The following is a 23640-nucleotide window of genomic DNA, read 5'->3' on the forward strand; positions in this document are numbered from 1 at the left end:
GCTCACTCCTGAATGAGAATTAGTATTTCCCATTGTAGTATAAAAAAATTTATGATTGCTTTAACGTAGAAAAAGAAGTGACAAATGGTTCATCGCTTCGATAAATTCCCGCTTGAAAATCAGCATCATCGATGCCAAAACGGCAATCAAAACGACAAACGAAACAGCAATACGAATCGGAAATCCGACGACTAATAGGTTGAATTGAGGCATGGTTTTCATGAGCATACCAAAAACAACGTCGAGTAGGAGCGAAAATGCCACAACGGGAAATGAAAGAACAAAACCGTAAACAAAAATCCCCGTCGTTGCTTTGATTAAGTAGGTCAAAACGTTCATGTGAGGGTAAAACGTCCCCAGCGGTAAAAGCGTCAAAGAATCGGCAATAAATAAAAGCATTTGATGATGTCCGTTAAACGCCAAAATGACCATTAAACCTATTAACGCTAAAATTTGAGAAATAACCGGTACCGACGAACTGGTTTGAGGATCCATAACACTTGCCATCGTAAAGCCCATGACAAAAGCGATTTGCATTCCCGCCATTTGTAAAATCGAAAGAACGATCGTTAACATTAATCCGCCGATTAAACCGATCAAAAGTTCGGAGAGAATTGCAAGCAATAAGTTAAGCAAAGTCGGCACAAACGGTAAAGGAGGCAATAAAGGATAAAGAAAAATAACCATAAAAAACGTTATCGACGTTTTAATGCTTAAAGGAATCGTCGCATGCGAAAAAAAAGGGAAAAAGGCAAATAAGCCGCTTAGTCGGGCAAAGAGAAGAAAAAAAAGAATCACATGTTCTTCGCCGAAGAGTCGAATAAGCGATTCCATCGTTTATACTTCCTCTTTCAATCCGTCGACGTGAAGATGTTTGACGTACGTGCATTGTCGTGCAAGTTGCCGATTGTGCGTCACAAGTAAAAGAGCGGCATTTTCGCGTTCGATGTATTCGAAAAGCACGTTCATGACCTCTTGAGCCGTTTTATCGTCCAAATTTCCCGTCGGTTCATCGGCAAAAATAATTTTAGGTTTTTTTGCAAGAACGCGTGCGATGGAAACACGCTGTTGCTGGCCGCCGGAAAGATCTCCGACTCGATAATGCATAAACTCCGCGATACCCAAACGCTCCAAAAGCATCGGATCAACCGTTTGATCGCTAATAAATGAGGCTAATTCAACGTTTTCATCGGCAAAAAAACCTTTAAAAAGGTAATGGGATTGAAAAATAATCCCGACGTCGTAACGTCGTAATTTTAAACGAACATCATCGCTATCTTTGTAGATCTGGTGATCACATAGAACAACTTCACCTTTATTCGGAGCTAAAAGCGTCGAACAAATATGCAATAAAGTTGATTTACCGCTACCGCTCACGCCTAAAATCGCCATAGACTCTTTTGCAGCCAAGTCAAACGTAACATTGTCGAACAGCAGGTAGTCAAAAGAGTGTGAGAGTGCGTTTGCGTGTAGTAAAGACATCAATGTCCTTCCAAAAAAGAGGTGAAGAGTTGCCCCTTCACCGATCGTTTAAAATCGTTATTTCAGTTGTTCTGCAACTTCGGAAGCGAAGTCGCATGCTTTTTTTTCTAAGCCTTCGCCGAGTTCAAAACGAACATAACCTACCAGTTCGATTTTACCGCCGAATTCTTTGCTTTTTTCTTCAACCACTTGAGCGATAGTTTTTTTATCGTCCATAACGTAGAATTGACTTAAAAGCGTATATTGTTGGTCAAGTTGCGTATTGTCGGCGATAAAGCGTTCAATTTGTCCCGGAATAATTTTATCCCAAATTTTTTCGGGTTTTCCTTGAGCTTTTAGCTCCGCTTCCATCTCTTTTTGCGCTTGCACTAAAACTTCATCCGTCAATTGTACGCGAGAGACAAAAAGCGGTACACGCTTAAGAGGTTTTTTAAGACGAGCTAATTCTTCGTTTTCTTTTTCGATATCGGCTTTAATACCGATCGTTTCTTGCTCTACGAACGCAGGATCGAGTTCGGTATAACTTAAGTATGTAGGCTTCATCGCCGCGGCGTGCATACAAAGGTTACGAATAAATTCGCCTGCTTTTTGAGCAGTCGCTTCACTGTCACAACTTGCCGCAATTAAAACACCCACGCGTCCGTTAGAGTGAACATAACCGTTGACGACGCCGTTGGCACCCGCTTTAAGCGTTGCAAAGCGTCTTACGACTAAGTTTTCACCGATTGTTGCGACTTTCGTAGCAAAATACTCTTCAAACGGCGTACCGTTGATGGTCGTTTTCATGAGCTCTTCCGTCGTCTCGACGTTCGTTGCTTGAATATGTGCCGTCGTGTCTTTCGTCAAAGCGATAAAACCTTCGTTTTTCGCAACAAAATCCGTTTCGGCATTGATCTCGCTAACGGTTGCCGTTTTGAGCGTCGGATCGACGTAAACGTTTACCAAACCTTCACTTGCCAATCTGTCCGCTTTTTTAGCCGCTTTTCCCAAACCTTTTTCTCTTAAAAGGTTCGTAGCCGCTTCAAAATCGCCGTCCGTATCGACGAGTGCTTTTTTACAATCCATCATACCGGCACCGGTGGACTCGCGTAATTCTTTTACTAAAGCAGCGGTAATTTCAGCCATTATTCGCCTTCCTCTACTACTGCTACTTCTTCGCTCATTGCTTCATCGATTAAATCGTTTTTCTCTTCTTCGCTTGCTTCGACCGCTTCTTCAGCCGCAGGAGCGTCTTTAGCACGGATCTCCGCTCCTTCGCTCATCGCTTCGCACATCTCTTTACAGAAAAGTTGAATCGAACGAATCGCATCGTCGTTTCCGGGGATCGGTAAATCAACCATATCAGGATCGCAGTTCGTATCAAGTGGAGCAACGACCGTAATACCTAAGCGTCTAGCCTCTTGAACGGCGATTTTTTCTTTCACGGTATCAATAACAAAGATCATATCGGGTAAGTTTTTCATATTGCGGATACCGCCGAGGTAATCCAAAAGTTTTTCTTTTTTTCTTCGAAGCATTAACGCTTCTTTTTTAGTCAGAAGATCGATTTGACCGTCTTCTTCCATTTTTTCGATGATGTCAAGTTTACGGATGGATTGTCTGATGGTTTGATAGTTCGTTAACATACCGCCTAACCATCTGTGGTTGACATATGGCATACCGCATTTTTCCGCATATTCGCGAATAGCTTGGCTTGCTTGTTTTTTGGTTCCGACGAACAACATAGATTTACCTTCTGCTGCCGCATCTTTAACGACGTTGTAGGTATATCTGAAATAACGTAGCGTTTTTTGAAGGTCTACGATATAAATATTTTTTCTCTCTCCGAAGATGAATTTTTTCATCTTTGGATTCCAGCGTCTTGTTTGGTGTCCGAAGTGTACACCGCACTCCAATAGGTCTTTCATGGTTACCATGAAGCTCTCCTTTGTTTAATTTTTGGTTTTGCCTCCACACCCGTCAACAGTTCAACACTGCAACCGTAAAGGATTGGTGTGTGTGAGATTAGGACGGAGATTATAGTCAAAACAAGATTAAAATTTGCTTGTTTCATGCTAAAGAAAAGCACCGCTCATAAACTTTAATCTAAAATAAATTAGAAAAGTTCTATAATTGCAACAATTTTACTATTTTACTATTTCGGAGTTGCCGGTGCGTCTACTATTTTTGACATGTTTTTTCAGTTTATCGCTATTATGGGCGGCAAACCCTACGCCGCAACAAGCAAGCGAAGACGTTGAAACCGAATTTGCCGATAAAACAAGCGAAGCTCTTTTTGATCCGTTGGAAGGATACAACCGTTTTATGACGGACGTCAACGATCATTTTTACGAATACCTTCTTAGACCGACGGCGCGAGGATACGCTTATCTCATACCCGAGGGCGCACGTAAAGGTCTTTCCAATGCGTTTGAAAACCTTTTTTTCCCGATTCGTTTCGTCAATAACCTTTTACAGTTTAAATGGCTCAATGCTTTTGAAGAATCCGAGCGTTTCGTTTTGAATTCAACAATGGGTATCTTGGGTTTTCGCGACGTTGCCGCAGAAGAGTTGCACATTTACGCACACGATGAGGATTTCGGACAAACCTTGGGTGCTTACGGCGTCGGTAGCGGCTTTCACATCGTACTGCCGATTATAGGACCGTCCAATGCCCGCGATCTTGTCGGGCTTGCGGGTGATTATTGGTTGAATCCGCTGACGTATATCGAAGCGCGCGACGCAAATATGGTCGACAATACCGCCGAATCTCTCGGCGTAACGGCATTTTACATGATCAATCGAACGTCTTTACATGTCAACGAATACGACAGTCTCAAAAAAGATGCAATCGAACTTTATCCGTTTTTACGCGATATTTACGAATCACGTCGAAACAAACTGATAAGCGAATAAAACCATGTTGCAAAAATTACTTTCCGGCATTTGGGTTATGCTCGTATGTGCGCATTCGCTTCTAGCACTCCCCGAAAGCGACATTACCTCTTTTATGCGCTCTAATATCGATCTTGCTACCTCTATCCTACGGAATACGCATCTCTCAAAACAAGAACGTTCGGGTAAAATTTTTGCCATTTTCGATTCCGTGTTCGATTACACGTTAATGGCAAAACTATCGATAGGCGCAAAGCAATGGGAAAGTTTATCTTCAGAGAAACAGCACGAATTTACGAAGTTGTTCGAGATGCGCCTGAAAAACTCCTACATGGAAAAACTCGATCTTTATACCGACGAAAAGATCGTGATTAAGAACTTAGAGAAAATCAAAGACACGCGAATTCACTTAACGACCCATCTGATGAAAAACGGCGAAGTGTACGAAATTATTTACAAATTTTATAAAACCGCCAACGCCGGAGAATGGATGATCTATGATGTCGATATTTTAGGCGTGAGTATTATTCAAACGTACCGTACGCAGTTTGCGGAAATTTTAGCGAAAGAACCGTTTGATCAATTGTTGGCAAGGCTCAAAGAACCCGAGCCTGCCGATACAAAAAAAGCACCTCAATAATGCTTAAGCATTAATTTTTTCTTTGATGATGCGTGCTTTTTCCGCAATTTTTTCGATTTTTTGAGTACCGCTTAAGCTCTCGTCCAGTAAGACTTCGACAAACGCACTTCCTACGATCACGCCTTCAACGCCCTTTGCTCGCTCTTTAGCCGTCTTTTCATTCACGCCGAATCCTACGAATACCGGCGTTTGACTCTGTTCTTTAATCGCATGAATCGTTTTGCTCAAATCTTCGCCGGCATGAGCTCCCGTAATACCGGCATACGCGACAAGGTAAATAAACCCTTGTGCATGCTTGACGATATGTGCGATACGCTCTTTAGTATCGGTCGGTGCGACGAAGCTAACCATTTCAAGATTGCGTTGCTGCATCAAAGGCATGTAACACAATGCTTCTTCATGCGGCAAATCGGGAATAATAAAACCCTTCACGCCCAAATCGAGTGCTTTTTGAGTGATGGCATCTAAACCTTTATGGTAAAAAGGGTTAAAATATCCCATCCAATAAGTCTCAAGTTCCGTTGCGACGACGGAAGATATTTCAAAAAGCATTTCAAGTTTAAAACCGTTTTGCAAGGCTTTAAGGTTTGCCGATTCGATGATCGGACCGTCCGCCACGGGATCGGAAAAAGGAATACCTAACTCTAATTTATCAACGCCCGATTGTTTTAAGGACGATACTAAATCCAACGTAAATGCTTTATCGGGAAAACCCGCCGTTACGTACGCGACTAATTGCTTCACTCTTTCTCCAACTGATGGGGTACTTTTATAATCAAGGGATTTAACACGGTAAAAAAGGGCGCGTCGTCTTCGACGTCTTTGCGGTATTTTTCAAACTGATCGCTTACTAAAAGTAACCAATCGATAAATGCTTCGCTTGCGGGTCCTTTTAACACGCGTGCTTCTTCGGCAATATCTTCGGCTAAAACCGCTAATTTAATGATCGGATCTAATTTTAAAAAACCGGCGGCGGATTTCATATTATGGAAAATACGAAAAAGATCTCCGATATTATCGCTGTAGCGATCCGCTTTACTCATTCCGATAATTAAAGGTTCCATGTTTTCACACATGATCGCAAAATGGGAAACAAAATCTTCAACAATTTCCATATCAAAATCGACTTCCAATTGTGCCAGAATACCCATGGTGCATACCTCCGAAGTGACTCATTGTACCATTTTTAATCTAAAATTTTCTTATCCCAAATTAGGGTATAATCCTCTTTATGAAAACAATTACATCCATTCAAAAACACAAAGGAACGACTCCTTTAACCGTCATTACCGCGTATGATGCGCTTTTTGCTTCCCTCTTCGATCAAAAAGTCGATATCATTCTTGTGGGCGATAGCCTCAATATGAGCTTTAACGCCAAACCCGATACGCTCTCAGCATCCATGGACGTTATGCTGTACCACACGAAAGCGGTTTGTGCGGGGGCAAAAGAGACCTTTATCGTTTGCGATATGCCTTTTGGTACTTATACCGACGAAAAAACGGCGATTTATAACGCCTCGCGCGTTTATGCCGAAACCGATGCACATGCCGTAAAGATTGAAGGCGGCATAGCCCGTGCGCCGATTATCAAAGCCTTGACGCAAAATTCAATTGCGGTGATGGGGCATATCGGCTTAATGCCGCAATTCGTGCGGAGTGAAGGCGGGTACAAAGTACGCGGGCGCACCGAAGAAGATATTGCGACCCTCATCGAAGACGCCAGAGCCGTCGAAAAAGCCGGTGCGTTTAGCGTCGTGATCGAAGGTGTGGTCGAAGAAGCCGCCAAACGTATTTCCGAAGCGATTTCTATTCCTACGATCGGCATCGGCGCAGGGAAATATACCGACGGACAAGTCTTGGTTTGGAGTGACATGTTAGGCTTTTTCCAAGCTTTCCAACCTAAATTCGTCAAGCGTTACCTAGAGGGTGCCGCCTTGGTTCAAACCGCACTTGACGCTTATATCAAAGAGGTTCAAGAGCGTTCTTTTCCACAAACCGAATACACCTATCAAAAGTGAGAGAATGGAACGCATCGTCGAAATCGAAAAAGTCTCTTTTGAGAGCGAATACGAAAAAAGTTTGAGACCGACCTCTTTTGAAGAGTACATCGGGCAAGAAAAGATCAAAAAGAACCTCAATGTCTTCATTCAAGCCGCCATTAAACGCTCCGAATGCTTAGACCATATTCTTTTTTTCGGTCCTCCCGGTCTTGGTAAAACCACTTTGGCGCATATTATTTCCAACGAAATGCGCGCTAATATTAAAATTACCGCTGCACCGATGATCGAAAAGAGCGGTGATTTGGCGGCAATTTTAACCAACCTTCAAGAAGGCGACATTTTGTTTATCGACGAAATCCACAGACTCTCGCCCGCCATTGAAGAGATTTTGTATCCGGCAATGGAAGATTACCGACTGGATATTATCATCGGCTCGGGACCTGCGGCACAAACGATCAAAATCGATCTACCCCGCTTTACCCTTATCGGGGCGACCACGCGCGCGGGTATGATCAGTTCGCCTTTACGCGATCGTTTCGGAATGCATTTTCGTTTGCAGTTTTACACCAAAGAGGAGTTGGCTCAGATTATTACCAAAGCCTCCGGCAAACTTGAAAAACCCTGTTTGCAAGACGCCGCCTTGGAGATGGCGCGCCGTTCGAGGGGAACGCCTCGTATCGCATTGCGTCTTTTAAAACGTATTCGCGATTATGCCGACGTGAGCGATGAAACCTCTATCACGAAAGAGCGTGCACGTTACGGCTTGAATGAACTAGGCGTGAACGACTTGGGCTTTGATGAACTCGATTTAAAGTATTTGGAGTTACTGATTCAAGCCAAAGGTCGCCCTTTAGGACTGAGCACGATTGCCGCGGCACTCAGTGAAGACGAAGGCACGATCGAAGATGTAATCGAGCCTTATTTGCTGGCTAACGGCTATATCGAGCGCACCGCGCGCGGACGGGTTGCGACGCCTAAAACGTACGAGCTTTTCAGGCTTACGCCGCCTTTGATGCAAAACGGATTATTTGAGGACCATGTATGAACGAACATCGCTTTTTTTTAACGGCTATTTTTCTGGCGGTCATTTACTCGATCATCAAACTTTACGAGCCTTTTTTGATGATTATTACGATTGCTTCTTTGCTGGCGATGGCGACGTACAATATCAATTTTAAGCTCTACACGATCTTTCGCAACAAACACGTTTCGGCATTGTTGTCGACGCTTTTGCTCTTGGTATTGCTGTTCGGGCCTATCGTCTATACGATCACTTCCGTCGGCGGTATCGTTAACAACTTCGATCTTTCGATGATCGAAAAAGTACAAACCTATTTGCGAAACCTCGACTATAGGCTACCCGATGCACTAGCCTTTTTACAACCTAATTTGGACGATTTTATCAATAACCTCAATATCGCTCAAATTTCGACGACGGCACTCTCGTATTTAGGAGCTATCGGTAAAAACAGTGCCGGCTTTTTAAAAGACATGCTTCTGATCGTCGTTTTCTTCTTTTTCGCGCTTTTAAACGGCAAAGATTTGATCGACTATTTTAAAAGCGTGATGCCGATGGACGCAAAAGAGGTCAATTTCGTTTTTGTCGAAGTGACCAACGTCATGAGCGTCGTTTTTTACTCTATTTTACTGAGTGCCATTTTTCAGGGTGCGCTTTTTTCGATCATCGGTATGGTTTTTGGATACGACGGCTTATTGCTTGGGATTTTCTACGGTTTTGCTTCGCTGATTCCTATTATCGGGGGAGCTTTGATGTGGGTGCCTTTATGTGCGCTGGAGTTGGCACACGGTAACGTTACTGCCGCCGTCGTGATCGCGCTTTATTCGATTATCGTGATTTCTATTATCGCAGATACGTTCGTCAAGCCGCTTTTTATCAAATACATCAATAACAAATTGGTCAAAACGCCGACCGCCGTTAACGAGCTTTTAATCTTTTTCGCCATCTTCGCGGGTTTGACGACGTTCGGTTTTTGGGGAATGATTTTAGGACCTGCGATTACGACACTTTTTATTTCACTTTTAAAACTCTACAAACTGCTCAAAGAAAAACGTTACATGTAAGATTTTTACCCGTCGTTTCAACGCCGGTTTTTCGTGACATGTTACGAAAAACCGACGTTACGCTATCTCGTTTACCAACAAAGTAATCTGCTCTATAAACTTCGAATGCCGTGCTTTTTTCTCTTCGATAAAGGCTACTTTCGCGTCTTTAATCTCTTGAAAATGCACAATCAAACGATCGTAATCTTTGCTCAAAAACGTATGGCGCGTATTCATCATATTTTCAAGTTCGTAGAGGTGAAAAGCGGTGCGAAGCCGTTCTTTGATCTCATCGATTTTAGGCTGATATAACGAAAACTTCGTCGGATTCTCTTCATAAAGTTTGAGCGATTTTTCGATCTTGTTTTCCAAAAACGCCACGCACACTTCGGTAGCGTTTTGATAATTAAAGCTCACGGCACTGCTAAGGTGGTTAAATTCCGAACTGATCTTGGCGTAAGAGTCCGCAATTTCATCGTTAAAAGGCTTTAAAATCGTTTCATAGACTTTGGAAGCGAAACGGCGAAGGTTAGCAAATTCGATATCCGAATGCAACGCTTCGCTTTTTCGGATAATCTCATAAGGTGCTTGCCATTTTAAAATGCCGTGTTCCAAAGAGCGATAAACCAAGCGGTTTTTATCGTTGACTTCGTTTTGAATCGCACCCAAGCTTCGTACGTACTGTTTGAACATTTTTCCGATGACGTTATCGTCGTAGAAAAGGTTTTTATAGATCAAATCGGAATTGATTTTGGGGGCTAAATATTCAAACGGCACATAAGCGATTCGTTTGGAAAAAAGTCCTTCTTTTTGGGCTTCGTAGCGCACTTTTTTTTCGCGCGTCACTTGGTTGTAAATCGCATCGGCAATGGTGTCGATAATCTGTTCGATACGCATAAAAGCACTTTTTAGATCGTGTGAAAATTTTCCCTTAAGATCCGTAAACAATGCCGTCGCCTCAGACTCAAAACGTAAAATTTCATTCAAAAGTTGATCGTAAATCGCGATAAAAAGTTCGTGTTGCGCAATGAGTTTACCCGTAATCTCTTCAATCTCTTTTTTGATGGCAAACTCTTTGGATTGGGTCGCTTTGGGTTGTATTTCGTTGCGAATGAAGTCTAAGACTTTATCGATATTGGACGCTTTTAAAAGTTCGAGATTGGCTCCCAAATCGCTTTGTAAAATAACGTCCAACGAGGCTTCATACGCTTTAAAATCTTGCTCGATTTGTGCAAAGTCAAGCTTATCGCCGCTTTTTTCAAGCTTGACATGTAAGCTTTGCATAAAAGCGTCAAGCCGTTCTTGCATCATCACTTTTTTATCGTGGCTTCGTGACTCCAACGCCTGACGCGCCGAAATGGGAATGACGTCGCTAAAAAACTCTTTGAAGGCGGTTTTAACGTATTCCTCGGTTTGAGAGACTTGCGCTTCGGTAAACTTGTCTTTTTGATTGAGAACGCATAAAGATTTATTTTGGTATTTTCCGAGGTACGCTTCTAGCACATGCAGTTCGCTCATTTTCCCCGCATTGTCGATCAAGGTCAACCAGATAATGCCGTCTACCTCGCGTAAGACTTTTTCCGTCGTTTGCGTGTCGCTTGCCGCTTGAGAATTGAGCCCCGGCGTATCGACGAAGACGATATCTTTGAGAATATTGAGCGGTGCGTACAAAACCAAATACGCAATATCTTCGACGTTTTCCCGTTGATCGGTAAAGCGCGCGATCGTAGCAATATCGTGGTATTCGTCGCGACCGTCCTTATAATGGACACGAATCTTAAAAGCGTCGCCGTAGCGAATGTAATTGACCTTCGACGTGACCGGCGTAATGCCCGTCGGCAAGATATTTTTTGCCAAAAGCGCATTTAAGAACGTAGACTTACCGCTGGAAAACTGCCCCGTAATGGCCACTTTCATCGGTTCTTCGGAACGTATTTGCAACTGTTCGAGTGCATACGTCAGTTGTGCGGAAGGTAAATGCGATTCGTCCAGCAGAACATACTGAAGTTTTTTGAGAAATCCTAAAAGCGTCGCGTCAAACGTCGGCGTTTGCTTTAAAAAACGTTCGTGATAACACGCGATAAAAGTCTCTAAAATACGGCTCATTGTGCCTCCATTATCGTTCGCAACTCGTCTCGTACGCATAGCAATACGCGCTCTTTTTCGCCGATTTCGTCCAAACGAACTTCACGTCTAAACCCTTGATCTTGAATGCGATGCATCGCTTTCTCCAAGAGTTCGCCCTCTTGAACAAAACGCATCTCAAGGGTGTGTGCAGGAGCTTCACATTGTGCGATGAAGGCTTGTAGAAGTGCTGCGTTCATCGGGACGAGCTTGGCTTCGATCATCTCTTTGATTTGCGCAAACTCTTCATCCAAAACAAGATCGCACTCTTGCGAGAACCGGCTTAAATCGCTTTTTGCGTGACGATGCATCGCGCTTTCAATGCCTTGCATCAGTGCCGCATTATTTTTAAAAACCGATAATGTGCTTAAATGTTCTTCACAAAAACTGCGCGCATCAAGCGTTACGGCACTGCTTTCGTGCTGAAACTCTCCGTATTTGGCGTTCATGTATTCAAACATACCGTGCGTTTTTTTCTCGAATTCGTAACGATAATCCCGAATCAAATCGACCATTCCGTCTTTCATTGCCGTTTCGATCATCGAAGCAATACGCTCTTCTTTGGGTAAACGTTTGTTTTTCATCGTTTCGTAACTCACGTCGTCGTAAATGCGGCGTTTCAAAACACCTTGCAAGGTTTCGAGTCTTTGCAACGCAAACTTCTGAAGCGTCGTAAAGTAGAGTTGCATGTCGTTTCGGCTCTCGTTTAACGTTTGTTTTATCTGCTCTAAAAATGAAGCGATGCGCCCTTTTTGTGCTTGATGTTCTTCGTATGCCGCCGCCACCTCTTCTTGGGAAACGTTTAACAAACGTTTCTCTTGCGCAAAGGCGCTCAAGGCACTTTCAACGATGCTTTCAAGTTCTTTGCGGTTAGAGGAGACGATGAGTCGCGCTTTATGGCTTTTTTCTCCGAACAAGACCTCTTCCAAATACGCTTCCAAGGCTAAAATGCCCGTTTTTTGCTGATCGTATCCGAGGGCTAACGCCTCTTCCCCTCGTCCGAGTTTGTGAAGCAACGCCAATTTTCCCGCCATCGGAAGAAAAACGATCCGTGCGATCACGTCGTCTAAGCGTGAAGCTTTGTTTTGTTCTCTCAAACGCGCTTCAATGCTTTGTTTGGTATACGTGATGACCTCTTCGAGTTCGTCTTCCCGCACGGCGTCGATGCGCGTAATGACGACCAACAGCTGAGCAACGTTGCGGTAGAGTAAAGCATCGATGATAAAATCGACGTCTTTTTGCGTCGCCGCTTGTGCCGCATTCATCAAGTGAATCATTAAATCGCATTCGCTAAGGTACGATACGGTTATCTCTTCGCGTTGGACGACGGGATCGTCTAAACCCGGAGTATCGACGATGACGACGCCTTCTTTGAGGAAGTTTAAATCGGTGTAAAGCTCAACGCTTTTGACGAGATTGCATTTTTTGTCGGAGTGTTTTGCGGAAGTAAACTGCGCTAATTGATCGGTACGGATAGTTTGGCTGAGTCCTTGAGGGGTAATAAAGCTTTCAAATTGCGTACCGAAATGCATTTTCGACTCATGTACGAACGCTTCGAGACTTTTGAGCCTCGTTGCACCCTCTTCGATGCGTTGCCACTCTTTTCGATTCCAAAAATGAACGATCGCATAAGGCTTTTGCGCATAACGAATCAGCGTTAAATTGGCTGTTTCGGGAACCACGGACGTTCCGAGTACCTCTTCACCGAGTAAGGCGTTGAGCATGGTCGATTTACCGGCATTCATGACTCCCGTTACGCCGATGGAAAAGTCTCCTTTCGTCAAACGCTCGTGCGTTTGATTTAAGCGCTCGTGAAACGTATCGTTTTCAACGACGTTATGCAGATTGGAAATCGCCGTTTGCAAAAGATTCAATGCATTTTGATAGTAATTTTTTCCACCGAGCGCACTTTTGATTTCAAAAGGAAGCGTTTCGACTTTTTTCTCTTCGATTAAGGCAAGAACGCTGCTTAAACTACGCAAAGCGTCGTAAGAGATAATGCCTTCTTTTCGTAAACGCTCTAGCCTCTCCTCGATTGAAACGACCAACGAAAGATTGCCTAAGCGAACCAAACACTCTAAGGCATGTTTTTGGGCATACATGCATGTTTTTTGCGTCGGAAGGTTTGAAAAAAGTGTCGTAAAAACGGTTTGAGTCGGCTCAAGCGATGCGACACTTGAGAGGTTTTGCGGCGTTAGCATCAAAACAATCGTCAGATGATCGCAAAAAGCGTCTTGATCGCGCACGGCAAACCGCATCAGCGCATCCATAAGCGTTTCGTCGAAAACAGCGGGTTGTTGTAACCGTTCGTTCCAAATTAGCAGAAAAAAATCGTGAATCACATGCATACGAATCTATCTTTAAATGTTTTTTTGATTATATCAGCTTTTATTATAATAAAAACCAAAATACGGAGTTAACGGAAAAGATTAAACAAAGGACGAAGCAAGTGCTTCGTCCTTTTCGGAAGTCGACTATTTATCGCGAAGTGCGACGAGTTTTCGTCTCATATACGCAATTTTAGATTGAAGCGGTAAGTGTTTAGGGCAGTTGTCTTCACATGCGACTAAACTCATACATCCGAAAATTCCGTCATCGTCGCCGATAAGCTCGTAATAATCTTCATCCGTTCGCTCATCGTGCGGATCCATCGCGAAACGGGCGACTCGGTTAATGCCGACCGCACCGATAAAGTTAGGACGCATCAATTTCGTACCGCACGCCGCAACGCAGATACCGCATTCGATACAACGATCCAATTCGAACGTTTCGTCGGCAAGTTTCGGATCCATCGGTGCTTCGAGTTTTGCGATGTCTGGTTTATGGTTGGTGTGAATCCAACTCTCGACGCGTTTACTCATACCGTTCATCCAGTTACCCGTATCGACGGAAAGGTCTTTAATCAATTTAAACGCCGGCATCGGCATTAATTGAATTACACCTTCAGGAAAGTTTTTCGTCAACGTACGACATGCAAGTGCGGGTTTACCGTTAACCATCATACCGCAGCTACCGCAAATACCGGCACGGCATACGAAGTCAAACGATAAGTCGGCATCCAACGTTTCACGAATCTTTGTTAAGGCGATAAACAAAGTCATACCATCGGTTTCTTCCAGCTTGTACTCTGCAAAATGCGCCTTTGAAAGTTTTGATTGCGGGTTATATTTCATAGCCCTGATGGTAATAGTTCTACTCATTTTGCATCTCCAAATCTCTCATTTTTAGCTTTATAGTAAGGTTGAAGTTCAAATGGCATCAACGCGTCTTGAATTTCGTGTCGATCTTTGCCTGCGGCCTCCATCTCTTCTCGGATTTTATCCACTTCTTCTTGGCGTTTAAGGCTGAGTTCGTTTTCGATAATCATACCTTTTGCGCCGTATCCGCGGAACGCCGGCGGGATTTCCATTTTCATAATGTCTAAATCTTCATAGCTTACGGTTGGAAGGGTCGCGCCCTCTTTCCATGACGTAAGGGTACGTTTCAACCAGTTGGCATCATCACGTTTCAAGAAGTCTTCTCGGTAATGCGCACCACGGCTTTCCGTTCTCTCGCGCGCACCCATGGCGACGCAAAGAGCCAGTTTAAGCATCATCGGTACGCGATACGCTTCTTCAAGCTCCGGATTGGCGGAGGTTGTTTTGGATTTAACGGTAACGTCGTGTGATTTTTTGAGTAGCTCTTCAAGCTCGTTTACGGCTTCGGCAAGACCTTTACCGTCACGGAAAATCGCTACTTTTTCCCACATAATGTCGCGCATTCTGTTTTTGATTTCAAAAATGTTGTATTTACCTTTGTTGGTTAACAAGTGGTTGATGAAATCGGATTGTTTTTTTAATGCTTTTTCAATAGTTGCCGTATTGACGTCTACTTCGTTTGCCAAACAAAAATCCGCAAAATAATCGCCCACGATCATACCCGCAACAACGGTTTCGCTGACGGAGTTACCTCCCAAACGGTTAAATCCGTGCATATCCCAGCATGCCGCTTCACCAGCAGAGAATAGACCTTTAAGGGTCGGAGACTCGCCGGTCGGTTTGGTTCTGATACCGCCCATAGAGTAGTGTTGCATCGGAAGAACCGGTGCCCAACCTTTTGGACCCTCATCCGCAGGATCGATGCCGTTAAAAATTTGGCAAATTTCTTGTACGTCTCTTAGGTTACGCTCGATGTGAGCACGACCGAGAATAGAGATATCAAGCCACAAGTGCTCGCCATAGGGAGATTTAACGCCTTTGCCTTTACGAATGTGTTCCATCATACGACGGCTTACGACGTCACGACTGGCGAGTTCTTTTTTCTCAGGTTCGTAGTCCGGCATAAAACGATGACCGTCAACGTCGCGTAAAATACCGCCGTCTCCTCGACAACCTTCCGTTAAAAGAATACCGGATGGAACGATCGGAGTCGGGTGAAATTGTACCGCTTCCATATTACCGAGCTGTGCAACGCCCGTCTCAAGCGCAATCGCCGCACCGATACCGTCACAGATAACCGCATTGGTCGTTTGTTTGTAAAGTCTTCCGTAACCGCCCGTTGCGATGAGTGTTCCTTTAGCAACGTAAGCCCAAAGCTCGCCTGTTACAAGGTCTCTTACGATCGCACCGTAACAACGGTTGTTTTCATGAATCAACGCAATCGCTTCTTTTCGATCTTCGATGTTGACGTTATGTTTTAAAGCTTCATTCGCAACGCCGAAAAGCATGGTATGACCTGTTGCATCCGCCGTATAACAGGTTCTCCATTTTTTCGTACCGCCGAAGTCGCGAGAATGAATGTAACCGTGTACTTCGTCGTCTTCAACGATCGTCGTTCTCTCCGCGTTGATGATCGCTTCTCTTGGACCTTTGGCAATTCTCGTCCAAGGCACGCCCCAGCCGGCAAGTTCACGGATCGCTTTAGGCGCAACCGTTACGAACATACGGGCAACTTCTTGATCGCATCCCCAGTCGCTACCTTTAACGGTATCGGCAAAGTGAACGTCTTCGTTGTCACCGCGACTCATTTTTGAGTTACCAAGACTTGCTTGCATACCGCCTTGTGCCGCCGCAGAGTGCGAACGTTTTACCGGACATAAACTTAAAACCGTTGTACTCAAACCTTTGGATTGCGTCGCAATCGCCGCTCTTAAACCTGCTAAACCGCCACCGATGACCAGTGCATCACAATATTTTACGTTCATTTTTACGCCCTAACCTTCTCATCAAATCTTACTTCAACTTGTGCCGTAGGTTTATATTTATCGACCAAACCGTGGCTATATTCGTACCCGTATTTGACGTATGCGGCCAATGTTAAGAGTCCTAACGCCAAGAAGAACGCCGTAACGGCCCATTTTGCTTTTTTGAGGTTCTTTCGAGACTCTTTTGCGTTAGCACCTTCGAACCAACCCCATTTAACACAGAGGCGATACAAACCGATGCCGCCGTGGAACTCTACGGCTAAAAGAAGAAGAAGGTAAAACGGCCACATAAAATCGCCGTACATACGCTCTGACGATCCGAACGGTCCGATTTTATCGGATTGTGCCGCCATCATCAAAAGGTGCGCCGATCCCATAAAAAACATCGCAAAACCGGTAAATGCTTGCGTAAACCACATCGTCGTATCGTCGTGTTTCATCATGCCCATATGGGTTTTATAGGCTTGGTATTGTCGAAACGTAATAGGTAATTTTCGCATTCCGAGCATCGCGTGGACGATAAATACGGCGAAAACGAACAATACGATTCCTGAAACGATCCAAGGTTGCGGTTCGCTTAAGAACATACTGCCTTCAAACATTTTGGTTATGGTGTACATAAAGTCTTTGCTAATTAAAATCGTTGAAACAAAGAACATATGTCCCCACATAAACAAACCTAAGAAGAGGCCGGTCGCACTTTGAATATAATCAAGTTTTGCCGGAACTCTACTCTTTTTCCCTTCTACGCTGGTACCTAGAAAACCTTCAAGTAGGTCACTCACATCTCATCCTTTTTGTGAAGTTTAATAAACACATCCGAAGGCGCATTGTTTGCGCATTCGGATGTACTTAATCACGTCGTTTCGAACGCTTTCAACGAAATAGCCTCGATTACTTTGTACTTTTTTTCGTCAATTAAGAACTCGGTTTACGAAATTATAATATAGCCAAGGGGATTTAAAAGGGATTTTTTATCCCCTCTTTGTCCGCCTTTTAATCACCCCGTATAAAACGAGCGATGCAACCGCCATTACGAGTGAAAGGGCTTGACCTTTACTCATCCACCCTCCGTACACAAAGCCGATTTGGAAATCGGGTTCACGCCAAAACTCCGCCGTAAAGCGCGCTAAAGAGTAAAAAAGACCGTACAGCGCAATCAATTCACCGTCGAATTTTTTAGACGAACGGTACATGTAAAGCAAGAGAAAAACCGCCAATCCTTCCAATAACGCTTCGTACAACTGAGAAGGATGACGCAAAACGCCATCTACGTAAATGCCCCACGGTACGTCGGTTACGCGGCCGAAAAGCTCTTGATTTAAAAAGTTTCCGATACGCCCGAAAATATACCCCACGGGTACGCTTAAAGCGACAAGGTCCAAAAGTCGCCAGATATTTACTTTGTATTTGAGGTAGAAAAACCACGTTCCCAGTAAAAATCCTACAATCGCGCCGTGATAGCTCATACCGCGAATACCGACGAACGTTCCGTCCATAAAAGGGTTAAACATCTGCCACGGATGTGCCAAATAATAGTCCAAATGCGGATCGTAAAACAAAATATACCCGATGCGTGCGCCTAAAACGATCCCGATTTCGATCCAAATAAAATAACTTTCCAAAATTTGATTCGAAAAACCGAGCGCATCTTTTTTGACAAAAAACTTTGCGGCATAAAGCGCTCCTAAAAGGGCTAACATGTACATCAATCCATACCAATGTACGGCAACGGGGCCTAATTTAAAAGCGACCGGATCAAAATGAGCGTAAATATGATTCCAAAACGGCATTATTTTCCTTATAATCAATCTTGACATGTAGACTTTTTACCGTAGCCTACGGCATGCTAAAGTTTGCCGACGCCGTCGGTCAAATGAAAAGAAAAGTTTACCTTTTCTTGGTTAAGAAAGTGTTTAGAACGAGATATCTTGCGTATAAACTTCACATTCTACGCGATTGCGCCCGTGCGCTTTTGCACGGTACAACGCTTCGTCCGCTCGCGCGACCATACTTTTTTCATCATCGCCGATATGAAACGTCGCCACGCCGAAACTGACCGTTTTGCTTCCGATGCGGCTGAAGGCATGGCTCTCGACCAAAGCGCGTAATTTCTCCGCCAAAGCGTACGCCGCCGCAAGATCGCATTGGGGTAGCAAAATCAAAAACTCTTCGCCGCCCCATCGTCCGAGCGCGTCTTCTTTACGAATACGGCTTTTTAATACCGAAGAGAGCTCTTGCAATACGATGTCGCCGACTTGATGACCGTAAGTATCGTTGATTGATTTAAATTTATCGATGTCTAAAAGCGCAATCGAAAACGCCGAGCGGTGTCGTTTTGCCAAGCTCAGATACAATGCGAACAGTTCATCGAGTTTCAAACGATTGTACAATCCCGTCAATTGATCGGTTACCGAAAGTTCCTCGATACGCTTTTTATCGGTAATGTCGTTACGAATTGCCATATAGCCGATCAAACGGTCCGCATCGTCGTAGCGCGGCGTAATGATCGTATCGACCCAATACGTCGAGCCGTCTTTACGTTGATTTTTAATCTCTCCGTGCCATGAAGTACCCGTTTGTAGCGTTTTCCACATCGCCTCGTAAAACGAAAGCGGAACGTCCGGATGCCTTAAGAGGTGGTGCGTCTTGGTTATCAACTCTTCTTTTTCGTAGCCCGAAATTTTACAAAATGCGTCGCTTGCTTCGGTAATCACCCCTTGCGTATCGGTGCTAGAGATCATAACGTACGTGTCGATAATATTTAAATAGCGCTCGATTTCCCTTCTCGATTTTCGATACTCGCTCATATCGCTACAGGTTAGAACCACTTTTTCGATCGTTTCAAAATCGGCTTTAAAAATCGGTTGCGCGTTCATCAATAACCATAAGATTTCGCCCCCTTCCCGTCGATGCCCCATCATGACGTTGTAACACGCTTGCTTGGTCGCCAAAACTCTGTAAACGGGACGTTCTTCTTTTAAAAACGCTCTTCCGTCTTCATGACACACATTGAGATTTGTGGGCGGAGACTTGAGCATATCGCTCAAAGAGAGGTTAAACATCTCTTGCGAAGCAAGATTGCACTCAATCAAATTACCTTGTGCGTCAAATACCATCACGCCTTCGCTCATTGCTTGAAAAATCGAGCGGATTTCCGCTTCGGACTCCAACAGTCGATGTGTTTTTTCCTCGGCGATACGATACGCTTTTTCGCGCGTGTGCTGTAACGTATAAATCCATGCGCTTAAAAGAGCAAACAAAAGCACGCCCAAACTCATCTGAACCGCCGGAAGGTAGCGTCCTAAACCGATATCGAGCACTTGATCGGATTTAAAATAAAGCGTCCATTTTTTACCGTAAAGTTCCAATACAATGTAACGTTCGAATTTTGGCATCGTTAAAGCGGGTTTTGAGTCGTAAAGCCTCTTTTGAAGCACCGGCGTATCGCCGTCGTAGATTTCAAAATCCACCATAATATAGTTAGCTTCCAAGAGCGTTTGAAAGAGCGTTTGTGCTTTAACCGCTACAAAAACGATCCCCTTGGTTTGCGCCAACCGTTGCGCATCGGATAACGGAAGTGCCGTATGAGTGTAGACCGGATGCAAAATAATAAAACCGGGTTTTTGATCGTCGTTCTTTTCTTGAACCAAATCAATTTTCGACGAAAGCGTCGTTTCCGCACGTGAAATCGCATGAAAAATCGCCTCTTTACGAACCTTTTCGCTCATGAGGTCGTATCCTAGTCCTTTTTGGTTGTGTTCGGTAAAAGGCTCCAAATAGGTAATTGGAAAAGCGATTTCGCCGGCTTCTTCTTGCGGAAAAATCGTATAATAGGGAAAACCCTCATTCCACAATTCACGCTCGTGCTCGGGACGATCGTGTGCTCTGACAAGCGGCGCGTAGCCTAGGGCATGAAGTCCCGGAAAATTTTGTTCGACATGGTGTTGATCGGCAAAATGTTTCCACTCCAGACGCGTTACGTTCGAAGATGCGTTCATAAACGCAACCGCGCTTTGAAGCAATTGCACGTTCGAATCAAGCGCTTTTTCGATCAGTAAAATGACTTGGTTGGAAGCGTTGGTAAAACGGGTTTTCTCCGTTTGCTCGATCCACTCTTCGCTCTTCCATGCGACGAAGGCAGAGACGAAAACGCCGATCATAAAGATAAGTAAGGGCCATAAAATTTTGTGCAAAAGACGTTTCACCGCTTCAAATCCTCATGGTAGAATCCACACAAAGATTGTAGCGAAAAAGAGAGAAAAGTAAGGAATCAAGGGAAAGAAGGCAAGGAAAACCCTTGCCTTGAAGAAGATTCAGAAGCTTATTTGACTTCGATTTTTTTGACTTCGGCTTTCTCGACTTTGAGTTTGGGAAGTACAACTTCTAGTACGCCGTTTTCACTGCTTGCCTCAATATTTTCGACATCGACGTTATCGGGAAGCGCGAAACTTCTTTGGAATTTACCGTAGGAACTTTCGACTTTATAGTAGTCTTTTTCTTTGCGCTCCTCTTTGAAGCTTCTCTCTCCTGAAATAATCAACTGATTTTCTTTCAAGTCGATGTGAATATCTTCTTTTTTAACGCCGGGAAGATCAACTTCGACGTGATACGCGAATTCGCCCTCACGCGTGCTCACACTCGGCTTAAACGCGGAGATACCGTTCTCGTCCGACTGATCAGGATAGTAGCCGAACAACTTGTTCTCAAGCTCTTTAAGTTCTCTAAACGGATTGAATCGTGTCACTAACATGGCTAACTCCTTGTATTGTTTTTTGATGAGAGAAGTTTAGCCCAAACCTATCAAGGATGTCTGCCACTTAAGTAGCACAAAAACCCTTTTTTCATCACGGCTTTTAGGCAAAGCCCAAAAGCCTACGCTAAGCCGCTGTAGCACTAAATGGCTTGCCTCTTGAGAGGGTAGCACGTGGTTTGTATGACGTTTATTCCTCAGGAAGGTGTTCGAGCAGGTTTTGGGAGTCTTTGATGAAAATTTCTTTGCGCTTCACGTCAATCAATCCTTGTTTTTTGAGCGATTGAAGGTTTCGGTTGAGCACTTTGCGCACCGTGCCGATCAAACTCGCAAGCTCTTCGTGCGAAAGGTTGTTGATGAGTTTGAGCGTCTGTTTTCCCTCGTGCTCTTCGATGTTCCGCGCGATCAGCTTCATCAAGCGCGTCGTCGTATCGTAGAGGGAGAGTTCGCTTGCCAAATTTTCGACGTCGCGCAACTGTTTGGCAACATAAGGGAGAAACAGTTTGTTGAACGAAGGTTTCGTTTCGATCCATTCGCGAAACAGTTCGATGGGGAAAACAAGCACTTTAACTTCGTCCAATGCCATAGCGACGTTTTCGTGAAGCTTGCCGTCCAACAAACTGACGACGTCGTACATGTCGCCTTTGCTCAGCAAGTACAAAATCTGTTCTTTACCGTTTTCAAAGTTAATTTGAGAGACTTTCACGCGCCCTTCCAAAATAACGAAAAAGTGCTCCAAACACTCTTCCGGACGCATCAACACCTCGCCTTTTTTGACAAAGCTCACTCGCCCGAAGCGTGAAATATCCTCATGAAGTTCTTGTTGAATGACCTCAAGCGCGTACATTTATGCGACCTCTCCGTCTAAGTACATCCACGCTTTGCCGTAGCGTTTGAAGCGCGAATGTTCGACATGTAAACCCTCTTTACCCTCATGAACGTACGTTGCGCGAAACGAAACTTTGCCGACTTTGTCGTTGACGCCGCCTTGCCATACGCTTAGAACCTCTACGTTCACCCATGCGATACGCTTACATGTAGCGATAATCTCTTCTTTGAGATGTTTGTCACGCGAATGTGGATGCGTCGTTTGCACCAAATAATCCGCCAAACCGAAGACAAACGCACTAAAACGCGAACGCATTAATGCTTCACATGTCGGCGCATTACCTGCTTTATGGTAACGTTCGCAACACGCTTCGTACGGTTTTTGGCTACCGCAAGGGCACAAATCGGCTTTTTTCATGAGACGTCTTTTTGAGTGAAATTCAACGCTTATTATAGCAAACCTTCTTTCAACTTCTTTTGTACGTGTTTTGGTTACACTTCGCGTTATGAAAGTTGCATTGCTCCCGTTTTATACCTCGCTTCGCCCGTGGTTTCCCGTTTTTTGTTTAACGATTTGCGCGTTTATTTTCAACACCACCGAATTTGCGCCCATCAGTCTTTTATCCGACATCGCCCGCGATTTTCGTATGAGCGAAGCGCAAGCGGGGCTGATGATGAGCGTTTACGCGTGGATCGTTGCGACCGTGTCGTTGCCCTTAATGCTCTTAACCCAGTCGGTCGAACGCAAAAAACTTTTGCTGATGCTTTTGGTATTTTTTATCGGCGCACATCTGCTCTCAAGCGTTGCGTGGAGCTATACGATCTTGATGGTCTCACGCGTTGCCATCGCGTTTGCCCATGCGATTTTTTGGTCGATTACCGCTTCGTTGACCTATCGCTTAGCACCCAAAGGTCAAACCACGCGCGCACTCAGCATCTTGGCGACGGGAAGTGCTTTGGCGGTGGTGTTGGGATTGCCGATCGGGCGTATTATCGGGCAAGCGTTGGGATGGCGTTTTACGTTCGGATGTATCGCCGCATTATCGACCCTCATGCTTTTCTTTCTCGTCAAGCTTCTGCCTTTGCTTCCAAGCGTCAACGCCGGATCGCTTAAAAGCCTGCCGTTGTTATGGAAGCGTCCGGCGTTGCTGGGCATTTACCTGCTCACGATTGTCACGATTACCGCACATTTTACCGCGTACACCTATATCGAGCCTTTCGTGCAACAAGTCTCGCTCTTGGGAGAGACGTTTGCCACGACCGCACTTTTTATCTTCGGAACGTCCGGACTTTTAGGAAGCGTGATCTTTGCCAAGTTCAAACAACGCCATCCGTTTCGCCTGATCGTCTTTGCTTTAAGCATGCTGATCGGCGTACTTTTACTGCTCTTACCGCTTGGATTCTACCCTCTTAGTTTGAGCGTCTTGTGTGTCCTATGGGGCATTGCGGTTTGTTTGGTCAATCTCATTTTACAAATCAGCGTCTTGGAACTTTCCCCCGACGCGACCGACGTGGCGATGTCGATGTACTCGGGCATTTACAACATCGGTATCGGTGGAGGTGCGTTTGTAGGCAGTCTGGTCATTTCGCACAGTTCTATGGCATACGTCGGCTTCGTCGGCGCACTGTTTGGAAGCTTTGCGCTGGCGTTGGCGGTTTGGCTTTGGAAGCGGTATCTTGTAGAGAGACGTTAA

At 44.6% G+C, this 23640-nt stretch carries 22 protein-coding genes; 6 read left to right on the plus strand and 16 right to left on the minus strand.

Annotation, left to right across the window (positions count from 1 at the left end; translation table 11 throughout):
* Positions 1 to 60: 60 nt before the first annotated feature.
* From fliR to rpsB, 4 genes are read right to left on the minus strand one after another with little or no spacing between them, the layout of a single operon-like run.
* Positions 61 to 834: a flagellar biosynthetic protein FliR gene (fliR, locus tag NL930_RS10920; protein WP_041962859.1), complete on the minus strand. Its 774-nt coding sequence runs from the start codon at positions 832 to 834 to the stop codon at positions 61 to 63.
* Between the two features lie 3 nt (positions 835 to 837).
* On the minus strand, positions 838 to 1482 hold the full coding sequence (locus tag NL930_RS10925; RefSeq protein ID WP_039672195.1) for an ABC transporter ATP-binding protein: 645 nt from the start codon (positions 1480 to 1482) through the stop codon (positions 838 to 840).
* A 57-nt stretch (positions 1483 to 1539) separates the two neighbouring features.
* A complete protein-coding gene (gene tsf / locus NL930_RS10930; protein WP_060826585.1) occupies positions 1540 to 2607 on the minus strand; it encodes a translation elongation factor Ts in 1068 nt (355 codons plus the stop codon).
* Complete coding sequence (rpsB, locus tag NL930_RS10935; RefSeq protein WP_254376694.1) at positions 2607 to 3398, minus strand: 30S ribosomal protein S2; 792 nt, start codon at positions 3396 to 3398, stop codon at positions 2607 to 2609. The genes tsf and rpsB overlap by 1 nt, the downstream gene beginning before the upstream one ends.
* Positions 3399 to 3633: 235 nt before the next feature.
* On the opposite strand from rpsB, the gene NL930_RS10940 reads away from it, so the two are divergent.
* Positions 3634 to 4377 (plus strand): MlaA family lipoprotein, encoded by a 744-nt coding sequence (locus tag NL930_RS10940; protein ID WP_254376695.1) that lies wholly within the window; start codon positions 3634 to 3636, stop codon positions 4375 to 4377.
* A 4-nt stretch (positions 4378 to 4381) separates the two neighbouring features.
* Positions 4382 to 4996 carry an ABC transporter substrate-binding protein gene (locus NL930_RS10945; protein WP_254376696.1) on the plus strand — a complete coding sequence of 205 codons (615 nt, stop codon included), beginning with the start codon at positions 4382 to 4384 and terminating at the stop codon, positions 4994 to 4996.
* 3 nt (positions 4997 to 4999) lie between these two features.
* Here NL930_RS10945 and trpA read toward each other — a convergent pair whose 3' ends face one another.
* Both trpA and NL930_RS10955 read right to left on the minus strand, forming a co-directional pair.
* Positions 5000 to 5740 (minus strand): tryptophan synthase subunit alpha, encoded by a 741-nt coding sequence (gene trpA / locus NL930_RS10950; RefSeq protein WP_254376697.1) that lies wholly within the window; start codon positions 5738 to 5740, stop codon positions 5000 to 5002.
* Positions 5737 to 6147, minus strand: a complete 411-nt coding sequence (locus NL930_RS10955; protein WP_041962864.1) for an Hpt domain-containing protein — start codon at positions 6145 to 6147, stop codon at positions 5737 to 5739. Before NL930_RS10955 ends, trpA begins: the two co-directional genes overlap by 4 nt.
* An 80-nt stretch (positions 6148 to 6227) precedes the next feature.
* On the opposite strand from NL930_RS10955, the gene panB reads away from it, so the two are divergent.
* The 3 genes from panB to NL930_RS10970 are packed head-to-tail and all read left to right on the plus strand — an operon-like array spanning position 6228 to position 9080.
* Entirely contained in the window at positions 6228 to 7016 is a 789-nt protein-coding gene (gene panB, locus NL930_RS10960) for a 3-methyl-2-oxobutanoate hydroxymethyltransferase (RefSeq protein ID WP_039672188.1), read from the plus strand.
* A 4-nt stretch (positions 7017 to 7020) separates the two neighbouring features.
* Positions 7021 to 8043: a Holliday junction branch migration DNA helicase RuvB gene (gene ruvB / locus NL930_RS10965; protein ID WP_254376698.1), complete on the plus strand. Its 1023-nt coding sequence runs from the start codon at positions 7021 to 7023 to the stop codon at positions 8041 to 8043.
* Complete coding sequence (locus NL930_RS10970) at positions 8040 to 9080, plus strand: AI-2E family transporter (RefSeq protein WP_039672186.1); 1041 nt, start codon at positions 8040 to 8042, stop codon at positions 9078 to 9080. Before ruvB ends, NL930_RS10970 begins: the two co-directional genes overlap by 4 nt.
* A 57-nt stretch (positions 9081 to 9137) precedes the next feature.
* Here the strand turns inward: NL930_RS10970 and NL930_RS10975 are convergent, their stop codons facing one another.
* From NL930_RS10975 to NL930_RS11020, 10 genes are all read right to left on the minus strand, one after another.
* Positions 9138 to 11165, minus strand: coding sequence for a dynamin family protein (locus tag NL930_RS10975; RefSeq protein WP_254376699.1), 2028 nt, complete (start codon positions 11163 to 11165; stop codon positions 9138 to 9140).
* Complete coding sequence (locus tag NL930_RS10980; RefSeq protein ID WP_254376700.1) at positions 11162 to 13531, minus strand: dynamin family protein; 2370 nt, start codon at positions 13529 to 13531, stop codon at positions 11162 to 11164. The genes NL930_RS10975 and NL930_RS10980 overlap by 4 nt, the downstream gene beginning before the upstream one ends.
* Positions 13532 to 13657: 126 nt before the next feature.
* Positions 13658 to 14383 (minus strand): fumarate reductase iron-sulfur subunit, encoded by a 726-nt coding sequence (locus NL930_RS10985; protein WP_039672183.1) that lies wholly within the window; start codon positions 14381 to 14383, stop codon positions 13658 to 13660.
* Complete coding sequence (locus NL930_RS10990; RefSeq protein ID WP_039672182.1) at positions 14380 to 16365, minus strand: fumarate reductase flavoprotein subunit; 1986 nt, start codon at positions 16363 to 16365, stop codon at positions 14380 to 14382. The genes NL930_RS10985 and NL930_RS10990 overlap by 4 nt, the downstream gene beginning before the upstream one ends.
* Positions 16366 to 16367: 2 nt before the next feature.
* On the minus strand, positions 16368 to 17150 hold the full coding sequence (locus NL930_RS10995) for a fumarate reductase cytochrome b subunit (protein WP_039672181.1): 783 nt from the start codon (positions 17148 to 17150) through the stop codon (positions 16368 to 16370).
* A gap of 189 nt (positions 17151 to 17339) precedes the next feature.
* Positions 17340 to 18158 (minus strand): prolipoprotein diacylglyceryl transferase, encoded by an 819-nt coding sequence (lgt, locus tag NL930_RS11000; RefSeq protein WP_041962871.1) that lies wholly within the window; start codon positions 18156 to 18158, stop codon positions 17340 to 17342.
* 123 nt (positions 18159 to 18281) lie between these two features.
* Positions 18282 to 20573 (minus strand): CHASE domain-containing protein, encoded by a 2292-nt coding sequence (locus NL930_RS11005; protein ID WP_254376701.1) that lies wholly within the window; start codon positions 20571 to 20573, stop codon positions 18282 to 18284.
* A 116-nt stretch (positions 20574 to 20689) separates the two neighbouring features.
* Positions 20690 to 21118 carry an Hsp20/alpha crystallin family protein gene (locus tag NL930_RS11010; RefSeq protein ID WP_254376702.1) on the minus strand — a complete coding sequence of 143 codons (429 nt, stop codon included), beginning with the start codon at positions 21116 to 21118 and terminating at the stop codon, positions 20690 to 20692.
* Positions 21119 to 21308: 190 nt separating this feature from the next.
* Entirely contained in the window at positions 21309 to 21965 is a 657-nt protein-coding gene (locus NL930_RS11015) for a Crp/Fnr family transcriptional regulator (protein WP_254376703.1), read from the minus strand.
* Positions 21966 to 22364 carry a YchJ family protein gene (locus NL930_RS11020; protein WP_254376704.1) on the minus strand — a complete coding sequence of 133 codons (399 nt, stop codon included), beginning with the start codon at positions 22362 to 22364 and terminating at the stop codon, positions 21966 to 21968.
* An 88-nt stretch (positions 22365 to 22452) separates the two neighbouring features.
* On the opposite strand from NL930_RS11020, the gene NL930_RS11025 reads away from it, so the two are divergent.
* Positions 22453 to 23640: a sugar transporter gene (locus NL930_RS11025; protein ID WP_254376705.1), complete on the plus strand. Its 1188-nt coding sequence runs from the start codon at positions 22453 to 22455 to the stop codon at positions 23638 to 23640.

The organism is Sulfurospirillum sp. hDNRA2, from assembly GCF_024206095.2.
GTDB lineage: Bacteria > Campylobacterota > Campylobacteria > Campylobacterales > Sulfurospirillaceae > Sulfurospirillum.